The sequence below is a fragment of the Caballeronia udeis genome (assembly GCF_001544555.2).
In the GTDB taxonomy this organism is placed as follows: domain Bacteria; phylum Pseudomonadota; class Gammaproteobacteria; order Burkholderiales; family Burkholderiaceae; genus Caballeronia; species Caballeronia udeis.
In genome coordinates, this window is the sequence record NZ_FCOK02000021.1 from 20,152 (window position 1) to 42,510 (window position 22,359).

Sequence of the window (22,359 nt, forward strand, 5' to 3'; positions counted from 1 at the left end):
CACCCTGCCACCGCCCCGAATAAAACCAAAGTGACGATAAGACGGCACAGCGTAGAAGATATTGTCGCCATGAATTGACCTTTGAGGTGATGCGTCGACCGGTTACAGCGTTGTCTTCCGTGGAAGACCAATGAGGCGGCCACAGCAATGGGATTGATTCAGTTATCCAAGATGATTTACGAGAAGTCGGTTTCGGCAGTGGTCATGAAATGCTGATGTTTGAAGCGTCGTAGTGTCAAACTGCGCGGAAAACTTGATCTTCTAAAATCCGCTTAAACAAAGAGAAAACGGACTGCATGTTGATCTCGTACGGTTTCTATTATTGGATCGCGCACCCGGACGTGACGTGACGCGTAAATGACGTTTCCGTAATCTGAAACGCACTCGTCGCAGATGGAACGATGCCTGCGCTGGTGGCGCCGACGAGCGCTCGCCACTGCGTAAGAGTCCAGCGGTGTCAGGTCGAAAATCGGAGCGTCAGTTCAGGGACGCCTCTACTCTCTTGATGAATTATTCAGGAAAACGAATCAACTAAAGTTTGTAAGCGGTTTTGTTGCGGCCGCCGAGGCAGCCGGACGAAAAATCACTTGCTCGCTATCTGTGCACTACCTCGCGGGTCCGCTTGAGGACGATTCCACCAGCCCCCGCCCAACGCCTGAAACAGCGCCGCCGTGTCGGACAGGCGTGCAGCCTGCGCCTGTACCAGCGCAAGCCGGGCTGCTTGATAGGTCTGCTCTGCATTCAAGACATACAGATAGGATATCGACCCGAGTTGTTGTTCACAGCGTGCCAGTTTCAGACTTCGGGAAGCCGCCTGCTCGGAGGTGACGGCGGCTTGCAGTGTGTTGGCGTCGTACTGCAAGGCCCTCAAGACATCGGCCACGTTCTGATAGGCGCCGATTACCGTCACCCGGTATTGCGCCGCAGCCTGGTCGAATGCGGCCTGTGCCGCTCGCTGACGATGCAGCAGCATTCCGCCCTGAAAGATCGGTTGCGACAACTTCCCGACCACTGTGAAGAACTGGTTGTACGGCGAGAATGCACTTGCTATTGCATTTGGCGACGTGCCTAACGTCGCCGTCAATGAAAGCTGCGGCAACCGGTCGGCAATCGCGACGCCGACCTGCGCGCTAGCCGCATGCAACGTCGCCGCCGCGGCGAGGATGTCGGGGCGCTGAACGACCAGGTTCGAGGCAATACTCACCGGAAGGTCCTCAGGCAGATGCAATGAGGAAAGATCGAAATTTGCGACGACATCCTGATTCGGCAGGCCGCCTACCAACGCAATGAGCGCGTTGCGCTGGAGCGCCAGCTGTTTCTGCAGAGGTGGCAGCAGTTGCTGCGCCTGGGCCAGGACGGCGTCTTGCTGAATGACGTCCGATCGGGCGATCTCCCCCAACGCATATTCGCGCTGGAGGATGTCCCGGAGTTTCGTGTCGGCCTTGATCGTCTCCTCTTGAGCCTCGATCTGGCCGCGTAATCCAGCCTCCTGGACGGCAGCGAGCACGACGTTAGTGCTCAGCGTCAGGTACGCCGCCTCGAGTTCGAAGCGCTGATTGTCGGCCTGCGCCGCATAGGACTCGATCGTCCTGCGGTTAAGGCCGAACGCATCGAGTGAATATGAAACGCTAAGGCCGGCCGTATAGAGCGAATAGATCGGCTTGCCATTTGCGGCAACCGGTGCGAGGCTCGCGGTTGACGTCTCGTTCTTGCTGGCGGAGGTGTCCAGGCTGACGCTCGGAAACAGCGACCCGCCCTGCGCCAGCATATTTTCCTGGGCGACCTTGAGCGACGCCTGCGCCGCCGCTATTGTGGGATTGGCCTTGAGCGCCCGGTCCACGAGATCATTCAAAGGCGGTGACCGGAACAGCTCCCACCATCGACTGGAAATATCCTTGCCTTGAACGAATTTCTGCGCGTGTCCAAGTGCACCCGGCGCTGACACCGTGGCCGGCGCCAGTGGCTCCGGCGTGTATCCGGCACCGGCCGGCGCAGACGGCTGCTTGAAGTTTGGTCCAACGGCACAACCCGCGAGCAGCAGTGTCGCGAACAGGCTTGATGAGCGTTTTGAAGCCATGACTGGGAAACCTACCTTTCTTATTCTGCGAGTTGCGGCCGCGACGCGGGCTCGACCAACGCCCTCGATTCCCATCGCTTGCCGATGAACCAGGGATACACAGCGGGCAGGAACAACAGCGTCAGCAGCGTGGCCGAGACCAGGCCGCCGATCACGACCGTAGCAAGCGGCCGCTGAACTTCGGCGCCTGAACTCGTTGAAAGCGCCATGGGCAGGAAACCCAGGCTCGCGACAGTCGCGGTCATCAGCACCGGACGAAGCCGCGTCATTGCTGCTTGCATGGCCGCTTCCACAGGATCAAGGCCGGCTGCGCGCTTCTCTTCGATGTAACTCACCATCACCACACCGTTCAACACCGCGATACCGAACAATGCGATGAAGCCGACTGCAGCGGAGATACTGAACGGCAGGCCGCGCATCCAAAGCGCGAAGATTCCGCCTATCGACGCAAACGGCACGTTGAAGAAAATAAGGGCCGCAAGCCGCATGCTCTTGAACATCAGGAACAGAAGAGCGAATATCAGCGCGAGCGCTATCGGAACGACGATGGTGAGCCGCGACATGGCCTCCTGAAGATTCTGGAAACTTCCGGCCCACGAGACGGAGTATCCCGGCGGCAAATGCGCCTGAGACGATACTGCCTCTTGGGCAGCCGCCACAAAGCCGGCAAGATCGCGGCCGCGCACATTGGCCTGGACCGTGATGACGCGCTGGCCCTGTTCGCGCGCAATCGCCGAGGGACCTGGCTCCATGCGTATGTCGGCGATTTCGCTGAGTGGCACGGCGCGGCCGGCGCCGTCGCTCACGCGGAGATCGCCGATCCTCGCGACACTGTCCCGGTCGTGTGGCTGGAGGTGAACCCGGATATCGAACCGGCCGTCTCCATCGACTATCGTGCCCACGGTGCGGCCGCCCAACGATTGCACGAGGTCGAGCACCTGACTGGCATTCAGTCCATAACGCGCTACGGCTTCGCGGTTGACGATGACGCGCAAATACGGCTGTCCGATCGTCTGTTCTGCTTCCACGTCGGCGGCGCCCGGCACCCGCGCGAGAATGGCGGCAACGCGCTCGGCGGTATCGTGCAGCACGTTGAGGTCGTTGCCGTGAATCCGCACGGCAAGATCTGCCTGTACGCCTTGCAGCATGTCGTCCATGCGCATCTCGATAGGCTGCGCCCAACTCAGTTGCAGGCCCGGAACGTCGCGGTTCAGAGCTGCGGAATAGGCGCTGATCAGCCCCTCCTGGGATTGCGCGGTCCGCCACTGCGCGGCAGGCTTTAGCATGATGAAGGTATCGCTCTGCTCGACGCCCATCGGGTCGGTAGGAATCTCCGAGGTTCCGCCCAGCGTGACGGCGGACTGGACCTCTGGAAAGCGCATCAGTGTGCGCTCGATCATCGTCTGCGTCTGGATTGCCGACGCTAAGGAGATGCCGGGCAGTTTGGTCGTGGTGACAGTCAGGGCGCCTTCGTCCAGGCGTGGGAGGAACTCCGCGCCAAGACGCGAGCCGGCGACGCAGGCGCTCAATAGCAGAAGCACGGCCAGCCCCATGGTAATGGCGGGATAGCGTGCGGTTCGCGTCAGTGCCGGCCGGTAGGCCCGGCGGGCCCACTGAATAACGCCGCTGTCATGTTCCGACACCCGATGCCGCAGCAGAAAGCTCGCGAGCACCGGCATGAGCGTAAGGGTCAGCGCGAGGGATGCAACGAGCGCGAAGATCACGGTCATTGCCATTGGCTTGAACATCTTACCCTCAACCCCTTGTAAGCTGAGGATGGGCAGGTACACGGCAGTGATGATCACGACGGCGTAGGTGACCGGCCGCGCCACCTCTTGCGCCGCCTCGCGAACCACTTGCTCGACCGGACGATCCGGCATTTCCGCACGCCTGCGCACCACGTTTTCGATCAGGACGACCGCACCGTCGACCAGCAGCCCGAAGTCGATCGCGCCCAGGCTCATCAGGTTGCCGGACATACCGGCGTAGTACATCGCCGTTATCGCGGCCAGCATGGAGAGCGGGATCGCGAGCGCCACGATCAGCCCGGCGCGAATATTACCGAGGAGCAAGAACAGCACGACCATGACGAGAATCGCGCCCTCGCCCAGATTGTGGGCAATGGTATGCAGCACGCGGTCCATGAGATCCGCGCGGTTGTAGTAGGGAGCGATCTCGACGCCAGGTGGGAGGGACCGCTGGATTTGCTTGATCGACGACTCGACATTCTGCGCGACCACCCGCGTGTTCTGGCCCAGCGTCATCAACACCACGCCGACGACAGCTTCGCCTTTGCCGTCACGCGTCACGCCGCCGAGGCGCGGCATTGGCGCTTCTACAATCTTCGCGATGTCGCGTACGTACAGAGGCGCTCCGCTACTGCGCGTGCGCAACACGATGCTGCCGATGTCCGCGCGGGTTTGCAGCAACCCCTCGCCGCGGATGATCGCCTCGCCGCCGTTGTGTTCGATCGTGGCGCCCCCGGTTGCGCCATTGTTCATCTGCACGGCGTTGAACACGTCGCTGATGGAGAGACCGTAGCGCGTCAGCGCATCGTCCGAGACTTGCACTTCGTAAGTCTTCAGTTCGCCGCCATTGACGTTGACATCCACCACGCCAGGCACCTGGCGCAGACGTGGAGCGACCTGCCAATCCAGAATGGTGCGCAAGTCCATCAGCGACTGTCCCTTGCCTCGCACCTGGAACTGGTAGATCTCGCTCAGGCCATCGGAGAGAGGACCTAACTGCGGCGGACTGGTGCCCGGCGGCAACTGCACATCGCGCAGGCGTTCGGTCACGAGGTTGCGATCGAGGTACATGTCCCCGCCATCCGCGAAGCGCACGTAAAGCACAGACACGCCGTATCGCGAGATGGAGCGCAGGCCTTGCATGCCCGGCAGACCCTGCAATGCAAGTTCGATCGGCGCGGTGATGTCGCGCTCGACATCGAGTGGCGCGAGCCCCGCAGCTTGTGTGGTAACGAGCACCTGAAGCGGGGAGATGTCGGGGTCGGCATCGAAGGGCAAACGGTTCGCGCTCATGAAACCGATACCAACGAGCAGCAGGACCAGCATCAGCACCACGGCGCGGTTCCGCAGCGCCGAGTCAACTATTTTCGTAATCATGGAGTGGTCTCTCAGCCTTCGTCCGGAATGGCGTTCTGAAGAAAATCGGCTTTTAGCCAATAGCTTCCGCCGGTCACGATCCGAGTGCCGGCCGCCAAGCCATCGACAACTTCGGTAAAACCGTCGCTGCTCATGCCCGTGCGAACGAACTGCTTCGTGAAATGGCCAGCACCGGATGGAACGAAGACCGCGGTTTTACCGTCCACATCCTGCAGGGCTTCATCGGGTACCAGCACGGCGTTGCGGCCAAGCGGCGAGGCAATGTTTGTCGTCGCGAACATGTTGGCGCGCAGCGCACCATCGGTGTTCGGCACGTCGGCTCGTACGGTAACGGTGCCGGTGTTGGGGTCGACCTGATCGGCAATGTAGGCGACATGCCCCGCAAACTGCTTGCCGGGATATGCATCCACGGTGACGGTGACCGCATCGCCCTCCTTTATTTCGCCTAGTTCGCGCTCGGGGACGTTGGCTTGCACCCAAACCGTCGAGAGGTCCGCGACCGTGAAGATCTGCAGGGACGTGTCCACGATATCCCCGGGTGCGGCGCCCACCGTATTGATGACACCATCAAAGGGGGCAACGACTGCGCCCAGCGAATCGCGAGGACTGAGTTGAGTAACGGCGCTGCTTTCGCCGCTCCTCTCGATCGATCCGGTCGGCTGGAGCCTTTGCCTCATCCCCTGCCATTTTTGCAGCTCCGCCTGGCGCGAGCGTAACGTGGCCTGCGCGCTCGCCACCGCTGCGCGGCGACGTTCGAGTTCGCTCTGGGCCATTGCCCCAATGCCGAGCAGTTCGGTGCCGCGTGACAACGCTATCTCGGCTGTGGTGGCCGCAGCCGCCGCATCGGCGACCGCGGCCTGCGCACCGGCCTCCTGGCTGCGCACGTCGCTGAGATCGAAGTCGTCCAGGATAGCGAGCCGTTGACCCGCCTGCACGTGCTGTCCGACGACCACGTCGATTGTTTCGATACGTCCACGTGAAGGAGAACTGACTTGAACCAGACGCTTCGCGTTGAAGCCGACCACGCCCGTGACCTGCGTCGTGCGCACCAGAGGCCGGAGCTCGGCTGTGGCAAAGTGCAATTTCATATTGCCCAGCGCCTCGCGCGAAACGTCCACTGCATTTGGCACCGCTGGCGCTGCCTCGGTGGCAGCGGCCGGTGCCGGATTCGGCGCTGGCGAGGACTGCGCATGATGAACGGCGAGACTGCCCAGAATAGCAAAGCCTGCCGCGCCGATCGATATATAGAACCGCTTGCGGATCAGCATGATGCAGCTCCGAATGGTATCCGCCGCGGCATGGTGGGACTCACTGCCTCGCCCACCACGGTTGGACTAACGAACATGCACATGGCTGCCGCCTGAATGTTTTGCATTTTCTGTGATCCATCGATTAACGATGCTGAAGGTCTGAACGAAAGTCGTTGCGGTCGACCTTTGAATGCTTCGATTGTTGGATCGCACCCCTGAACGTGGCGTGGCGACAAAATGACATTCCGGTCATCAGCCAAGCCGGTTCTTGCACCTGCGCATAAAGCCGCCTTCAGCTCCGCCCACTCGGAAAAAAGTTCCTAAAAAGACGATGCGATGCGCAACTGATACGATCCGACTCTGTAGCCTATCGGCTGGCCCATGACGGAAACGTGCCGGCCGGACGACTGTTTTGTCGCGCGCGATTACATGACAAAAATGTAATTTTGTCGCCATTTTTTGCGCCCTTTTGCCAAGCTAAACTGCGGTCGCTTACGGGTTGATCCCACCGGCTTCCCATCATCAAATTAAACGTCTAATGCGGATACTGATTATCGAGGACGAGCCGAAGATGTCGTCCTATCTTCGAAAAGGGCTGATGGAAGCAAGCTTCACTGTCGATACTGCCGCTGACGGGAAAGACGGCCTCTTCCTCGCACTGCATGAAGAGTTCGATCTGATCGTGCTCGACGTGATGCTTCCGGAACTGAGCGGGCTTGAGGTGCTCAAGCGCTTGCGGATGGAGAAGAACACGCCGGTGCTATTGCTCACCGCACGAGACACGGTTGAAGATAAAGTCGCCGGCTTTGAATTGGGCACAGACGATTACCTGTCCAAGCCTTTTGCTTACGTCGAATTTCTCGCGCGGATTCGCTCGCTCATTCGCCGGGCGCCGCGTGCAACGCGCGATGTCCTGACCGTAGGGGATCTCGAAGTCGATCTGGTTAGGCGAAGAAGCCGGCGCGCAAACGCTCGCATCGATCTCACCGCGCAGGAGTTCGCTCTGTTGCAACTCCTTGCCGAGCGGCAGGGCGAGGTACTGACACGAACGTTCGTGACTTCACAGATCTGGGATATGAACTTCGACAGCGACACGAATGTAGTCGATGTGGCCGTCAAGCGGCTGCGCGCGAAAATCGACAACAACTTCGAGAAGAAATTGCTGCATACCGTCCGAGGCATGGGTTATGTCCTCGAGGACCGCTCGTGACTGCCGTGGCCAGGCCCTATTCGCTGCTCAAGCGTCTGACAGTCGCGTTTTCGATTGTCGCCCTGCTGGCGTTCGCGCTGGTGGGCGGATTCTTGTACAACGCTCTGGCGCTCGAACTTCAACGGCGCGACGACATGGAGATTACTGAAAAACTGGATCAGTTCCTGCAGCAGGCTCGCGACTTCGGTTCAACGCAAGCGTTGGTTCAACACAGCGTCGTGTTCCACGAAGTTCTGCAGTCGCATCCTGACGTATTTCTCGCCCTCTCCGACAGGCGCGGCGATATGCTGGTGCAGCATTCCATCACGCCTGCTCGCGAGTTGAACTCTATCGGGCCGGGGCGTCACTATCAACACGCGGCGTATTCATGTAATCCCCCCTCCATCGGATCCTCTCGCTGCATCTACGCAGACGAAACCTTGCCGTCGGGGGAAGCCATTCGCATCTTGCTGGCGCATGTAGCAACCGAGCGGCACTCGCTGCTCAAGAGCTACCAGGAAGACGTCTGGCTCGCGATAGCAGCCGGTGCGATCCTGATGGGCGCGCTGGGTTATGCCATAGCGAGTCAGGGCCTTGCGCCCGTCAAGACCATTGGCCGCCAGACGTCCAGCATCGAAGCGCACCGCCTGAACGAGCGGCTCGATATAGCCGCCGGTCCGGTCGAACTGCAGGAGATTGCCACATCGGTCAACCGCATGCTTGATCGTCTGGAGCGGGCGTTTATGCGGCTTTCCCAGTTTTCGTCCGATCTCGCGCACGATATGCGAACGCCGCTGGCGAACGTGATCAGTTCGTCGCAGGTTACGCTATCGCGCACGCGGACGACCGAAGACTACGAAATTCTCATCGAGTCCAATATTGAAGAGTGCGAACGCCTTCAGCGCATGATCGAGAACATGTTGTTTCTCGCGCGGACCGACAATTCGAAGCAGCACCTGAAGCTTAGCGAAGTTGACAGCCAATTTGAACTCGCCAGACTGACCTCGTATTTTCAAGGCATAGCCGAGGGAGCGGGCGTCCACTTCGTCATCAATGGGAACACCAGGATCTTGGCAGACCCGCTGATGTTTCGGCGCGCAGTCAGCAACTTGCTGTCGAATGCGCTCGACCATGCCGCCGTGGGCTCCGACGTCGAACTGCGCACGTACCAGTCGGAAGGATACGTAGTCGTCGAGGTCACCAACAAGGGCCAGCCTATACCACCTGAGCACGTCGAGAAGATCTTCGATCGGTTTTATCGAGTCAATGCATCGAGACAGGGGTCAGCAAAAAACACAGGCCTGGGCCTCGCGATTGTGAAATCCATCATGGAATCGCATCGGGGCAAAGTCGACGTCATGAGCCGACGCGACAACACGACCTTTGCGTTATATTTTCCAAGCCTCGCCTGAATCGTGATACGCGCTTCGACGGACAGCACTTCCAAATCGACGACTATCTGCTGCGGCCCGGCAATGCGGCCGCCCGCATCTTGTCGCACAAACCCCGGGGAGCGCACCGGGACAAGCGAGTGGCGAAAGAGCGCCTTGATCTCCGCCGGCCTTTCCAGCATTTATCACAGCGGCTTCTGCGCAATATCAGTTGGGTGGTTGTGGTGCCAATCATCCCATCGCCCGCATTGCCGCAACCTATCTATGCAATCCTTCGTCATCCTTTAGGATCGCGACCCTGATTTCAATGGTTCTGTCGCAATAAGAATGGTGCGCACAGAAATATCGATATAATAAGGAATGCTTATTTGGCTAACGAGTAAAACTGCTCGGCGGGAGGTCGACCGCTGCTGTTTTGCATCTGCCCTTTCACAATCATGTGCATATCTATGAACGCCTCCCGTTTGCGAAGCAATTTCGCCTGCTTTGACGTACAGGATCGGCTGCGGCAGTATATACGGCCTTACTGCAGCCAATACGGACGCAGTGGGCCCCTATGAAATTCGCTGACTCGCACCTCATTGACCTCACGAGCTGGTAGCTCTTATGCACATTCAGGTTTAGCGAGTCCCGGTCCAACCTGTCTTGTCATCACATTCGATTGCCAACGCAACCTTTCGACGTACCATCCTGTGTAAAACGTTAAGCCTCTACGCAGCGCTACACCGTTCAGGCTGGCTTCGCGCTCACGTAGTTACCGGTTGCCGGATCGCAGAGCATCTCCGGCGTACGCTCCCAAGTGTTAGTTTGAGGATTCCAACTGTGATAGGCACCGCCGTTCCAGCGTGTGATGGTCTCCATGGTCAATCACCTGGTCGAAGCCGGTCGAATTCGGAAGCGTCGCTAGGTAGGCAACGACGTCCGCCTTCGCGGGGTTCTTTCCGAGCACGAAGACGGTACGGCGAAATTTTCCTTCGCCCGCCGTCACCTCTACCGATAGTTTTCCATCAAGGCTCTTCCCGCCCAAATCAGCCTGCCAGGACTTGTCGTTACTCGAAAAGCTTCCTGCTTCAGAGAACGTCTTTAAATTTCTCCCACGCTTTGTGCTTTCACGCAAGCCGCTTACATGTGCTTCCCACACGATGGTCCATTTCCACAGGTAGGGGGTGGTACGTCAGTTTCGATTTCGAACACGATTGAAGGGAATTTTGTGGTCTCGTCAATGTAGAACTTGTCTCCAGTGGCAGGCCGAACCCACTCGCCGATATCGTTTTGAACGACGACTTTGGCCGAACTCGCGAAAGCGCTTTATCTGGCCTGGTATCTTCAGCAGGCGGGGTTCGAAGCCGCTGATCGCGAACTCTATCTTGAGGCAGAACGCATTCTGGACAATGCAGCCAGAAACGCAAGCAAGGACATTTGGTTTATTGAGCCAGCAGAATGTGGCCCTGTCGCCCGAATTCTCGATCTGCACGAGCGGCAGCTCTCATCCGCCCCGGTCCATGCGGTCAGCGAAGCTCAAGCACGATTGTTACGTTTCGGGATAACCAGCAGGCGCTCGCCATGGTGAGCCGACGATGGACATTTCTGTCGTGGTCGATCGTTCATTAGTCCCCTGACCGCGCAGTTCGGCGCCGGACTGAATTTGGCCAAACGTCGCCCCGTCGAATTGCCGTAGTCGACCCACAACGGTCAATCGACTTTAGCTAAAGCGGCCATTCGCGAGCGCGCCTAATCGGCTGCGTGTTATAGGGAGATGCAGCACCGAGACGGAAATAGGCCACGGACCCGGTTAACTGGCGCCCCTGCTCTTCCAGCAAATGAGAGGCCGCCGCCTCTTCTACCAACGCAGCGTTTTGCCGCGTGTTCTGTGCCAGCTATTGTCCTGCCAAGGCGTTGCGCGTGTGGGCAGATATTCCAGGCCGCGCACCAGAGCAATTCAAGGTGCGTCGCAATACTGCCGTAAACAACAGAAGATCGGTGGAGAACCCATTTTCCACGCATATGGCTTGTCTTCGATACACCCTAGTTCTTACCTGGTTACCCCATGGTCCTTTTAAAGCGATTAAAGCACCTTTTGGCGCTTTTCGCGCCAACGTCGCCCGGTGGTAGGCTTGCCACCGCCGGGCTTGTGGCGGCGCTCGCGTTAATGCCGGCATTGGTGTTCTGGGGTGCTCTGGAAAATTATCACGCAGGAGTTGCGTCTAAAAAGGCCGACGACGCGAGCGATGCCTACCAGCAAGCGAGATACAGCGTGGGCGCTGAAGAGTCGCTTGAACGTAAATACCGTCTCGAGCCTGGACAAGAGATTCGGGACAGGCACGCGCAGGCGGCCACCGAACTGGTTTCGTGGCTCAGGAAAGCACGCTCTCTTGAGCAGGCTGAAAACATCGTTGCGATCGACGATGTCCTTGCTAAACACACCACGTACCTGTTGGCCATTGCCCGAATGTTTTCGGCGATTGATGCGAACGACACGGCCCGTGCGAATGCGATAGACGCAGCCGAGGTCGATCCATCATTTGATGCCATTGAACACGCGGTTTCCGCAAGCGCAACCCGACAGAGGCTGGAGGCGATTCGCCAGTTGAACCAGCTTGCCGAGACCCAGCAACTGGTCCTGATCGCAACGCCGCTCATTTTCGCGATCGGACTGGTGCTCGCCGCTTTCTTCGTGAACGTGCTTCGGCGCTTACGCGCGGAAACCGTGATTGCCGGAGTCTCCGCAACCCGGCGCAGCGAACAGCGGTTCAAGTCACTGGTGCGCCATGCCGCAGATGTGATTTTGATTTGCGATGCATCCGGCAGCATTATCTATCGAGCGCCCACGGCGGAGACCGCGTGGTCCTTCAACCGTGAGCATTCCCCCGACGAACTGCTTTCGCGCTGGATTCACCCCGATGACCAAGCAGCCCTCCATGAGATATGGCAGCAGGTAGGAGCCGTACCAGGCGCATCAAATACGCTGGAATTGCGCAGCCGAGACAGCCAGGATGTGTGGCGAAACGGCGAGTTTACCTTGACGAATTTGTCGCAGGAATTCGAGGTGGGCGGTATCGTCGTGAACGTGCACGATGTGACTGAGCGCAAACTCTTCGAACAACAGCTCATGACGCAGGCCTTTTATGACTCGCTCACGTCGCTACCCAACCGGGCGCTCTTGCTGGATCGCATCGAGCAGGCGCTAGTTCGCGTCGGTAGACGCAACGGCACCGTCGGTCTGGTGTTCTTTGACATCGATAATTTCAAGAGGGTCAACGACGGCCTTGGCCATCAGTCGGGCGATGCGCTGCTCGTCGCTGTAGCAAAACGTCTGGCGACATGCGTTCGACCCTCGGACACCGTCGCCCGCCTCGGAGGCGATGAGTTTGTCATTCTGTTGGAGCAGCTAACGAGCGAGCCTGTGGCTGAGGTGACTCTGGTCGCACAAAAAATCATCAAGGAGTTCTGCAAGCCCTTCCTGCTAGACGGTAAAGATTACGTCGTTTCTGGCAGTCTCGGTATAGCGCTTGCAGACACCGCTACGAAAGCAACCGATAGCGCCTCTCTTTTACGCAATGCCGACGTCGCGATGTACCGCGCGAAATCAGATGGCAAGGGCCGCTATGCTATTTTTGATGCGGACATGCACACAGACATCGTCTCGCGCTTTGAGCTTGAGGTCGACCTGCGCGGCGCCTTGGAACGACAAGAGCTGCGGGTGCACTATCAACCTATCGTGCAACTGGAATCCGAGGCGTGCATCGAAGTCGAAGCACTTGTGCGCTGGCAACATCCGACCCGCGGCCTGATCGCCCCACTTGAGTTCATTCCGATCGCAGAAGAAACCGGGCTCATCATTCCGCTGGGCCTTTGGGTTCTCGAAGAGGCCTGTCGTCACGCCGCTGCATGGCAGTTACTGTATCCCTCGAAGCCTCCGCTGCAGGTTAGCGTCAACCTCTCGCCTCGGCAGTTTGAACACGCCGACCTGCTCACCGATGTGCAGCGCGCCCTTGAGCAAGCGGGCCTTTCACCGACGAGCTTGCGGCTCGAAGTCACCGAGGGCGTCATTATGCGCGACACCGAATCGAGTATCCGTACGCTGCAGAAGCTCAAAAATCTCGGCATCCGGCTGGCGATCGATGACTTCGGTACCGGCTATTCATCACTTAGCTATCTCAAGATGCTGCCGCTTGACGTGCTGAAAATTGACCGGTCATTTGTGCGTGGTATTGGACAGAACGCTGAAGACGACGCGATCGTCCAGGCGATTATCTCACTCGCAAAATCGCTCGGGCTTGCCGTGACGGCCGAAGGCATCGAATCCACACAGCAGGCCGAACTTCTGCGGAAATGGTCCTGCGAAAAAGGCCAGGGATTTCTGTTTGCACGCCCGCTAGAAGCTACGAAAATTTCCGCCCTGCTTGGCGCCCCCAAAGACGCTCTTGTGGGTCGCTCAATCTCGTAAAGCCGCGGCACGGATAGTGTTCACGTGGCTGTCAGTTTGGCGCTTTTCTGATTTCGCAAACTGGGGAGGACCGTGACAACCGACGACACCGGGCGGTCGCATTCGCGCTTATCTGCCTTCGCATGTAACCGCATCGATGCGAGCACTGAACGGTGCAGGCGCTTGATTCATGTTACCCCCTCGAAAATCGAATCGCTGTTCCTCTTGGTCACAATTGGGAAAAGGGATCGAACGTCTCATCATGGCCCGCACTGAGCCCGACGTTGACCGGCGCTGCTCGACCCTCTCCGGCCGTTGGAGCCAGCGCGACCTGAACGGCGGCTTCCGAGGTCCAGCGGTCATTCGTGCACGCGTGCTGCCCGTCAAGTCATCGGCCGCCGGTCGGGTAACCACGAATTTTATCGCTAGCGAGTGGCGGCTTACGCGACGACCATATGATTTGCTCGCTTTCGACCCATCTCCGACACTCGAGAATCGAAAACTGGATACCGTAGTGCCGCCCCTTTGAGCGACCGCTTACAGGTGTCGGCACTGTCGTTGGCCCAACGCAGTCTGATCTATGACGCGCGCCAAAGCGCGTGACGGAACCCATTGGCCTCCCTGTGCAATGAATCGGGAGGTTGCGTCGACGACCGTCTGGTTGCTGTCATCATCGAACACGGCAAAGACAGGTGCGACGGCCGACTCCACGAGGGCAAATTGCTGCTTTTCGAATCTACTCGGGTCGATGCGGCCTTCGTCATCGAAAGTGAGAATGGAAAACGTGTTCCGAACGACGCGCACCGGGTTTCTGGCCACAAGCTCGACCACGACGCTGGCCATTCGCGCTCGTTGCCCCGCAAAAACGGGCAGACAGTGGCTTGCCGGATCTCGCAGCATCCGGTCGAACTTAGTACTTGACAGCCGCCAGAGGGTATCGTCTCGAGCGATCAGAAACGTTCGGCAAGAAAAACCCATGGTTCTGCCCCTTGCATTAACGGTGATGCTCACCACGCTCGGCAAGATCCCACAACGTGCCTTCCCAGCAGGAGATTCGCCCCTGTACCTTACACCGCGGGCATGACCAGGCTTCGTGTCGTCTCGGTCGATGTCCGGCTCCGCTAGACCTTTCCTCCACGTGAAGCACGTTGCAGTCATCGCGCTCGTGGAGTCGAAGTCATTCGCGGAGGCGATCACGGTTGCGTGGAACCACGCCACGGGCTTGGCCGCGCCCCGCTGAGCGCCACACGCGACCTTCTCGTCCAGAAAGTGTCCTGCGTTAATGAATGCATGACTAAGGTCGGAATGAGGCGAGTAAGGAACGCCTTGACGCGAGGATGGAAGCGCTTGCCTCTTGACGTCTCACTGGATGATCTCGCCGCTCCACCGATCACGGTTGGCCCAGAACGAACACTGCGTGCATTTTTCGCCTTCCGGGTAGTCAATGCCTTCCTCATGCGGGCAGCCGATGATGCGGTCGACGGCCACCACCGATTTGGCACCATGATGATCGATGAATCGAACGATTGCTTCGGTGACTTCTGGATCGATTCTCGCATCGGTTGTTTCGCAGAACCACCGCTCAACAGGGTCCGCGTCAGCACCTTCGTGCGCGACGATGCAAACAGAGACCTTCGTCGCTCTCGTGTCGTCTGGCCCGTAGAAGGCAACCGTTGCCACCGGATAGCCACAGAAGCCTTTGCCACGTTTTTTCGCAAACTTGCCTTGGTACCACTGAGCCTTGAATGTCATGACCCCTCCCTCGCATTCCTTGCCGGGTGACGTAAGCGGCGTCACCGAAGTACACAAAGCGTCCCACTTTTCTACGCCTTCACCGTCCGCCCGACAAGCGGGTTCGGGAAGTAATGGCTGCGTGGGCCGAGCAAGGGGCGTTTGAAGCATAGGCGCGAGCGACCACGATGGAGTGACTCACACCGGTCGGTGATCGGCGGTAGTCCGCCATGAAGGGACGTCCAAAGGAGCAGCGTTGAACGTCCGTAGGTCGGTCCAACGAGACACTCTGCCATTTAGTCGTTTGCAACAAACGCGCCGACTGATTTTCGCCACGCGGGCGGGAGCCGCCATCGGCATCCCATCTCGTATGACTCAGGTTTTGGTACCCTTTCATGGTGGGTCGTGTTTCTTTTGGCAGAATTCGGAGATTCGCGGGGACGGCCTTGAAGGTTGGCCAGCCGGCGGTAGAGCCGGGGCGAACTTCCGTGAGTTAATACGCAGCAATCAGGTTGTCCTACAGCAGATGAAAAGACAGTTCACAAGACATGCCCAACACAGCGGCCGCGCATACCACGGCAGCTTGGCTCACCCCACAATTCGATCGGATCAGGCGCAAACAGAGCTTCGCCCAGTTCGCACCGGGCCGGTGGGTCTGCTGGTTGATTGCGAAGCCGGGTTCCGTGAAAACAGGCGGCTGCAGCGCTTGCTGCGACCGCGCGACGGGGACGGGCATTCTTGACTGCTCCCGACATGTTCTCGCCACACCTGACGCCTGGTGGTCACCTGCTCGCGGTGCCGGAGGATGCCGCGCCACTATCGGCGGATGAAGTACAACTGGGGCTAGGCAGTTCTTTTACGCTTGGCGCGGGGCATGGCCTGCTGCATCTGGGAACGGCGGAAATCGGCCGCATTCTCCCGCCCGCATGGGCCTGGTGGCGTGATTTTGCCGCACGCTACGTCACCGCCTTGTGCACGACCCCCGAAGGCGGCGAGATCGCGGTCGTCACGCCTGCTGCCGAGGATTTCGATGCCCTGATTGCCGATGCGCCGCCGATGACGGGCGGGGAATATCTGACGCCGGATGTGCTGGCCACGCTGTGGGGCGACATTGATGCCGCCTTGCACCAGGAACTGGCTACCGCAAAAGTCTCGCTGCAGGATTTCCTTAAGTTGCGCCACCCGGCCTGGAATCTTGTCGGCCGCGTGCATTTCAACCTCGCTGAGAACCGCAAGGATCCGGAGTCACCGTTCGCCTTCCTTGCGACTTACACCTCGCGCCTGTCGGCCCATGGCAAGGCGCAGCATCAGCCGCTGTCGCAAGCCCTGGCGGAATTTTCGGGGGCCAGGAGCAAGGCGCAGCTCTTGTCGCTGCTGCTGCCAGTGCAGCGCGCCGCGCAAGACTGCGATTGGCTTCGTGAAATGGTGGATACGGGTGAGATATACCATCCGCTGCGCTGGACGCCGCTTGACGCCTACCGCTTTCTCAAAGACCTGCCCAAACTCGAAACCGCCGGCATTGTCGTTCGCACGCCAAGCGTCTGGCAGGCGGGCCGTCCTGCTCGTCCCGTTGTGAAAGCCAGCGTCGGCGCACGACCGCCTTCGCTCTTGGGCAAGGAGGCGTTGCTCGATTTCAGCATGGAGGTGTCCCTCGACGGCGAGCATCTCAGCGCCTCCGAGGTCAGGGATCTGCTCAAAGGCGCCGACGGCTTGCAACTCATCCGTGGTCGCTGGGTCGAGGTGGACCAAAAAAGGCTCGGTCGCCTCCTGAAGCGATTCGAGGCTATGGAAAAGGCGGCGAAAGCCGGTCTGCCCTTTAACGAGGCCCTACGTCTTCTGGCGGGTGCTTCACTCGACGATAGCGGCGACCCCGCTGACCGCGACTGGTCGCAGCTTGTTGCTGGGCCTTGGCTGGCCGACATCCTGCAGGAGTTGCGTCAGCCGGAGGGGTTGGCGCAGATCAGCCCGGGCGCGGAACTCAAGGCGAGCCTGCGGCCCTACCAGCAGGCAGGCGTGCGGTGGTTGTATCTGCTCACCCGGCTCGGCCTGGGCGCTTGCCTGGCGGACGATATGGGCCTGGGCAAGACCATGCAGGTACTCTCCCTGCTGTTGGTGCTGAAGCGCGAAAGCACCGAGGCGCAACCTAGCCTGCTGGTTGCCCCAGCATCGCTTCTGGCCAACTGGGCGGCAGAGGCCGAGCGCTTCGCCCCCGGCTTGCGCTTGCTGATCGCCCATCCGTCGGCCATGCCGGCGGCCGATCTGCGTGCGCTGGACGCCGCGCGGCTTGCAGACATCGATCTCGTCATCACCAGCTTTGGCACGCTTGTTCGCCAGCCGGTACTGGGGACCATCCAATGGCGCGTTGCCGTCGTTGATGAAGCGCAGGCGATCAAGAATCCGAGCGCCAAGCAAACGCGACAGGTCAAGCAGCTCCATGCACAATCGCGCATCGCGCTAACCGGAACCCCCGTGGAAAACCGCCTGTCCGACCTGTGGTCCATTTTCGATTTTACCCACCCCGGTTTGCTGGGCTCGGACAAAGTTTTCGCCAACTTTACCAAGCGGCTAGCGAAGGCCGAGAACTTCGGCCCGTTGCGTACGCTCGTACGGCCCTACATCCTGCGTCGCCTGAAGACCGACAAGCGGGTCATCAATGACCTTCCGGACAAGACCGAACTCAAGGCCTGGTGTCACCTGAGCCCGAGCCAGGCGGCGCTTTACCAGCGGGCGGTGAAGGAGCTGGCCACCGCGCTCGAGGACGCCGAAGGCATTGGCCGCAAGGGTGTGGTGCTGAGCTTTCTGATGCGCTTCAAACAGATATGCAACCATCCCTCGCAATGGCTGGGCGACGTGGCGTGGAAGGCCGAAGACAGCGGCAAGTTCGCCCGCCTGCGCCAACTCGCCGAAGTCATCGCCGCCAAGCAGGAAAAGGTTCTGGTCTTCACCCAGTTCCGCGAGACCACTGAGCCGCTGGCGGCATTTCTGGGTTCAGTCTTTGGTCGCGAAGGCCTGGTGCTCCACGGGGGCACCCCCGTGGTCAAGCGCCGCGAACTGGTCAAGCGATTCCAGGAAGATGAGTTGATACCCTTCTTCGTGCTCTCGCTAAAGGCGGGCGGGACGGGATTGAATCTCACCGCCGCGTCCCATGTGATCCACTACGACCGCTGGTGGAATCCGGCCGTGGAAAATCAGGCGACCGACCGTGCGTTTCGTATCGGTCAGCAGAGGAACGTCCTAGTGCATAAGTTTATCTGCCGTGGCACGATTGAGGACCGAATCGACCAGTTGATCGAAGCGAAGCAGCAATTGGTGAAGGATGTGCTGGAGGGCGGTGCAGAACTCCTGCTCACCGAGATGAGCAATCGCGAATTGCTCGATCTTGTGAAGCTCGACATCCATGCCGCTCAAGAAGACTAATCGTCAAGAGGAAGCGCAATGGATTATGGGGGGTGGAAGCCGTACGTCTCGGTCGCCGAGCGCCGGAAAAAGGCCGAACTGGCCGTCGCCAAGGCAAAGAATGCTGGTGCGATGCTGTCACCAATCACATCGTATCGCGGCGCCATCGCCAAAACCTTCTGGGGCAAGGCCTGGTGTGACAATCTGGAACGCTACAGCGACTATGCCAGCCGCCTGCCGCGCGGTCGCACCTATGTTCGCAACGGTTCCGTGATCGACCTCCAGATTACGGCAGGCGAAGTCCGCGCGCAGGTAATTGGGTCGAGCCTCTACAAGGTCGCCGTGACCGTCGCGGCGTGTCCTGAAAAGCAATGGCGAGCAATCGGAGCCGATTGCTCGGGGTCGATCGATTCGATTGTGGAACTCTTGCAGGGCAAGCTCTCGACAGCCGTCATGGAACGCATCTGCAAACCTGGTATCGGTCTTTTCCCAGCGCCGAAGGAAATCACGTTCAATTGCAGTTGCCCGGACTGGGCATCAATGTGCAAGCACGTTGCTGCCGTGCTCTACGGCGTCGGCGCACGGCTCGACCAACAGCCGGAATTCCTCTTCGCCTTGCGCCGGGTCGATGCCAATGATCTCGTCCGTCAGGTCAATGCCGGCCTTCCTGAATCGAGAAAACGCCCGGCTACCGGCAAGGTGCTTGACGACGCGCTGCTGGCTGACGTGTTTGGCATCGAGATGGCCGAAGCTTACCCGCTGGCCAAGCCTGCTGCCGGACGTAACAAGCCATCGGCAGGTAAGGTGACAGCGAAGAAGGCAGCCAAGCCGGCTGTTTCGACAGCCCGGAAGCCACCCGCGAGCGCGAAGACTGCGGCGGACAACAAAGCAGTAACAAAGAAATCGCCAGTCAAGTCATCTGCTGGGCCACGTAAATCAACATCTGGAGACGTCGTTGCCGGTAAAGCAAAGGTGGCGAACTCGCCTGCAACGCCGAACGAGGCTGCAACAAGGAAGCGCGCCAGTGTTCGAGCGGTGAAGGGTAAGTCCCGCTGAACCCCGATTCCATCTCGCATGGCACGCCGGAAGCGAGTGACGTTGAGGAATGAAATTCTTTTCAGCGGGAAACCTCCGGCGTCTGGTGAGGTCTCCGGATCATCTTGAACGTTAGTGGACGTATCCGGTGCGGGATTTCACAGACAAGATTGAACCTCTTGAGCATTCGAGTTCGACCTTAACGTCGCGTTGAAGATGCCGGATGATTGACGGGATTTTCAATACTTGAACGGCCGCTTCGTGAACGTTGCGAACGGCCGGAATTGCCGACGACCCCGACTGACATCTTCTGCGCACGAAGGTCCGTTGTCTGGGCGGAACCGACGTTCAAATGTCCGCGCGAAGGCATGAGTCAACGTCCGAAGATGGCCGACCAGCGCCCCACGGCGTAGCCCGACAATCGCCTCTGGTGCGCGTTTCATGTAAAGGGCATAAACCGACCTGAACCGCTACTCGCCCTTGCCGGAAACGGACGCTGACCGTCCAATCCAGTGCGAGAACACACCAGCAAATGGCTCGACTCGATCGCGATCATCAATTCCCTGCGCGGCGGCATGCCCGGCTCCCGGCACGGTCCTGGCGCAATAAAAATCGCCCGAATCGACGGAGACGGCATAGGAGAATAGAACGCGCAATCTCGCCATGGGGGCAGCGGAGCAGGCGACTCCGGATGACCGCCGCGACGCGCACCGCCATGTTGGGCCGTGCGCGTCGCCACAGCCGGTCCCCGAAAACACCCGCGCCGGCAGGCTCCGGCCGCGCGGCTCAGAACGGTTGCGAAAACGACAGGCGGGCGCCTTGCTGGAAACTGTTGACGCCGAACACAACGGTGTAGTCGAGTCCGAACGTCATCGAACGCATCTGAAACTTCGAGCCGACGCCGAGCTGGGTCCGGTTCTCGCCGAATGGCGTCGACGTCACGAAATAAGCCGGACCGGCTCCGGCCAGATCGGCGTAAGCCAGACCCGCTGTACTCTGTCCGTTGAAGTCGTGTTGAAATTCGATCCGTGCGTAAGGGAGCAGGATGCCCCACTTCGTCGGTTGCACGTATTCTGCGCGCAGCCCGAGCGTGCCCGAGACCGTCGTCACCGTTTGTCCGAAATAGGTCAGCGAGTCGGTGCCTGCACCGCTTTCACTAAACTTGTCCAGCGTCGCCTCCGAGTACGACATCCGGGCGTAGGGCGAAATGAGCCACGTGTCGGTGCGGCGTTCGTATCCCGCCGAGAGTGACGCGAACGTCTGTCTCCCGTTGCGCTGGCCGACTGCAAATGAACTCGCACCGTCGTCCCAGCGCCGCGAATCGAAATTGAGGGTGCCGAAACCGGCGACGCCGTCGACGAAGAGTGTCGGCTGCGGCCAGTAACTGCCCTATACCGCGAAGCTGTAGCTGTCACCGGTGCTCTTTGTGCCGTCGCTGCCGATATCGGTCGAGCCATGACCATAACCGACGCCCGCGCCGATCGAGAACTGATCCGAGACGCGATAATCTGCGCCTGCCGTGACGCCCGGCGTCGTGAAGCGGAATCCTGAGCGTTGCGTACTCGCATTGTCGAACCCCAGGTCGACTACCCCTGCACTCCAGAAGGCGACGTCAGATAAACTGCCGCCGGCCGCTGAGGGCTTGCCAGGTGTAGCGTCGCCTTGGCGGAAGTCGCCGGGCGTGGACGTGGCTGCGCTCAGCGTCTGGTTCGCTCGCAAACACGCATCGCGCAGCGTCGGTGCCGACGCGTCGTCGCATGCAGGGGGTGCATCGGGCGCCTGGGCTGGCAGCGACAGGGAGATGCCGTTGGCAGAAGGAGCATGTCCTGTGCCGTGCAGACTTTCGAGTCGCTGGCTGTAGTTCGAAATCTGAGCGTTGGCGAAGCGGCGCGCGGCTTCGACCTGCGCGTCGATCAGGCCGACGACGTCCGGGTTGGTCGATGGATCCGGACGTGCCGCGACCACGACGCTGATGATCCCGGGGGCCGATGTCGCAATCGCGTTGCTCAGCGTGTAGGTGATCACAGCCGTGCCCGCAAAGGCGGCCGCTGGAACAAACTTGACGTCGAACTGACCGGACTGCACCGCTGCGGCGGCTTTCATGGACATAGATGAGGCCGTCCCGTTCACGATCGTCGCGGTGCCGGCCGAGGGCGGTGTCACCGAGACGACCGACGCTCCCGCAAATGGACCTCCCGTTGCACCATTGGTGATGTCGATCAACGCGGTCTGGGTGGCCGCCGTGCCCACCTGCCGCGCAGCCGCCGCAACCGGCACGGCATTCACTGTTACGGTGACCGCAACGGGTGCGGAGACGCCCGCACTGTTCGCGATGGTATAAGTGAAGCCGATATTGCCGGACGAGCTCGCCGCCGGCGTGTAGACGACAATGTCCTGCCCGTTGACGACTGCCGTGCCTGTCTTGGGTTGCGTAGCAATGGCGACCGCGGTAAAGGGCGCACCGCTCGCATTGGTGGTCGCATGAATCGTCACCGGCGCGTTGGATTGCGTCGTCACCGCGACCGCGGGTGCCACCGGGACCGTTTGACCAATCGCGAGCACGTAGCTTTTCGTACCGGCAAACGGTCCTGTTCCGCTGCTGCTGTCCTTTGCCTGAACCGTGAACGTCGAGCTGCCGGACGTAGTGGGCGTTCCTGAGATGAGCCCGGCAGACGACAGCGAGAGGCCAGCGGGTAGCGCACCGCTCACAAGCTGCTAGTGCAATCAACTCCCGCTCCG

General features: G+C 59.8%; 12 protein-coding genes and 2 pseudogenes. 6 read left to right on the forward strand and 8 right to left on the reverse strand.

Features of this window, described 5'->3' with window-relative positions:
* Nucleotides 1–583: 583 nt before the first annotated feature.
* The 3 genes from AWB69_RS16750 to AWB69_RS16760 are packed head-to-tail and all read right to left on the reverse strand — an operon-like array spanning nucleotide 584 to nucleotide 6,470.
* Complete coding sequence (locus tag AWB69_RS16750; RefSeq protein ID WP_062086641.1) at nucleotides 584–2,077, reverse strand: efflux transporter outer membrane subunit; 1,494 nt, start codon at nucleotides 2,075–2,077, stop codon at nucleotides 584–586.
* A 20-nt stretch (nucleotides 2,078–2,097) separates the two neighbouring features.
* Nucleotides 2,098–5,202 (reverse strand): efflux RND transporter permease subunit, encoded by a 3,105-nt coding sequence (locus AWB69_RS16755; RefSeq protein WP_062086643.1) that lies wholly within the window; start codon nucleotides 5,200–5,202, stop codon nucleotides 2,098–2,100.
* Between the two features lie 11 nt (nucleotides 5,203–5,213).
* Nucleotides 5,214–6,470 (reverse strand): efflux RND transporter periplasmic adaptor subunit, encoded by a 1,257-nt coding sequence (locus AWB69_RS16760; protein WP_062086645.1) that lies wholly within the window; start codon nucleotides 6,468–6,470, stop codon nucleotides 5,214–5,216.
* A 520-nt stretch (nucleotides 6,471–6,990) separates the two neighbouring features.
* On the opposite strand from AWB69_RS16760, the gene AWB69_RS16765 reads away from it, so the two are divergent.
* Both AWB69_RS16765 and AWB69_RS16770 read left to right on the forward strand, forming a co-directional pair.
* The gene (locus tag AWB69_RS16765) at nucleotides 6,991–7,662 is read left to right on the forward strand and encodes a heavy metal response regulator transcription factor (protein WP_062086647.1); all 672 of its coding nucleotides are present in this window, start codon (nucleotides 6,991–6,993) and stop codon (nucleotides 7,660–7,662) included.
* A complete protein-coding gene (locus tag AWB69_RS16770) occupies nucleotides 7,659–9,053 on the forward strand; it encodes a heavy metal sensor histidine kinase (protein WP_062086649.1) in 1,395 nt (464 codons plus the stop codon). Before AWB69_RS16765 ends, AWB69_RS16770 begins: the two co-directional genes overlap by 4 nt.
* Before the next feature lie 343 nt (nucleotides 9,054–9,396).
* Here the strand turns inward: AWB69_RS16770 and AWB69_RS48675 are convergent.
* Nucleotides 9,397–9,477: pseudogene (locus tag AWB69_RS48675) on the reverse strand (IS6 family transposase); the annotation flags it as partial.
* 357 nt (nucleotides 9,478–9,834) lie between these two features.
* Nucleotides 9,835–10,173: a hypothetical protein gene (locus AWB69_RS47745; protein WP_156528878.1), complete on the reverse strand. Its 339-nt coding sequence runs from the start codon at nucleotides 10,171–10,173 to the stop codon at nucleotides 9,835–9,837.
* A 144-nt stretch (nucleotides 10,174–10,317) separates the two neighbouring features.
* On the opposite strand from AWB69_RS47745, the gene AWB69_RS16780 reads away from it, so the two are divergent.
* Together AWB69_RS16780 and AWB69_RS16785 are read left to right on the forward strand one after the other, a co-directional pair.
* Nucleotides 10,318–10,602, forward strand: coding sequence for a hypothetical protein (locus tag AWB69_RS16780; RefSeq protein ID WP_062086653.1), 285 nt, complete (start codon nucleotides 10,318–10,320; stop codon nucleotides 10,600–10,602).
* 477 nt (nucleotides 10,603–11,079) lie between these two features.
* Nucleotides 11,080–13,479 carry a putative bifunctional diguanylate cyclase/phosphodiesterase gene (locus AWB69_RS16785; protein ID WP_082913439.1) on the forward strand — a complete coding sequence of 800 codons (2,400 nt, stop codon included), beginning with the start codon at nucleotides 11,080–11,082 and terminating at the stop codon, nucleotides 13,477–13,479.
* A 516-nt stretch (nucleotides 13,480–13,995) separates the two neighbouring features.
* On the opposite strand, the gene AWB69_RS16790 is transcribed toward AWB69_RS16785, so the two are convergent.
* Together AWB69_RS16790 and AWB69_RS16795 are read right to left on the reverse strand one after the other, a co-directional pair.
* Nucleotides 13,996–14,301 (reverse strand): hypothetical protein, encoded by a 306-nt coding sequence (locus tag AWB69_RS16790; protein ID WP_062086657.1) that lies wholly within the window; start codon nucleotides 14,299–14,301, stop codon nucleotides 13,996–13,998.
* A gap of 519 nt (nucleotides 14,302–14,820) precedes the next feature.
* The gene (locus tag AWB69_RS16795; RefSeq protein ID WP_062086659.1) at nucleotides 14,821–15,210 is read right to left on the reverse strand and encodes a hypothetical protein; all 390 of its coding nucleotides are present in this window, start codon (nucleotides 15,208–15,210) and stop codon (nucleotides 14,821–14,823) included.
* 732 nt (nucleotides 15,211–15,942) lie between these two features.
* Here AWB69_RS16795 and AWB69_RS16805 point away from each other — a divergent pair.
* Both AWB69_RS16805 and AWB69_RS16810 read left to right on the forward strand, forming a co-directional pair.
* On the forward strand, nucleotides 15,943–18,606 hold the full coding sequence (locus AWB69_RS16805; protein ID WP_062086663.1) for a DEAD/DEAH box helicase: 2,664 nt from the start codon (nucleotides 15,943–15,945) through the stop codon (nucleotides 18,604–18,606).
* Nucleotides 18,607–18,624: 18 nt separating this feature from the next.
* On the forward strand, nucleotides 18,625–19,641 hold the full coding sequence (locus tag AWB69_RS16810; RefSeq protein WP_062086665.1) for a hypothetical protein: 1,017 nt from the start codon (nucleotides 18,625–18,627) through the stop codon (nucleotides 19,639–19,641).
* Nucleotides 19,642–20,406: 765 nt separating this feature from the next.
* Here AWB69_RS16810 and AWB69_RS16825 read toward each other — a convergent pair.
* A pseudogene (locus AWB69_RS16825) lies at nucleotides 20,407–22,329 on the reverse strand (autotransporter domain-containing protein).
* Nucleotides 22,330–22,359: the final 30 nt, after the last annotated feature.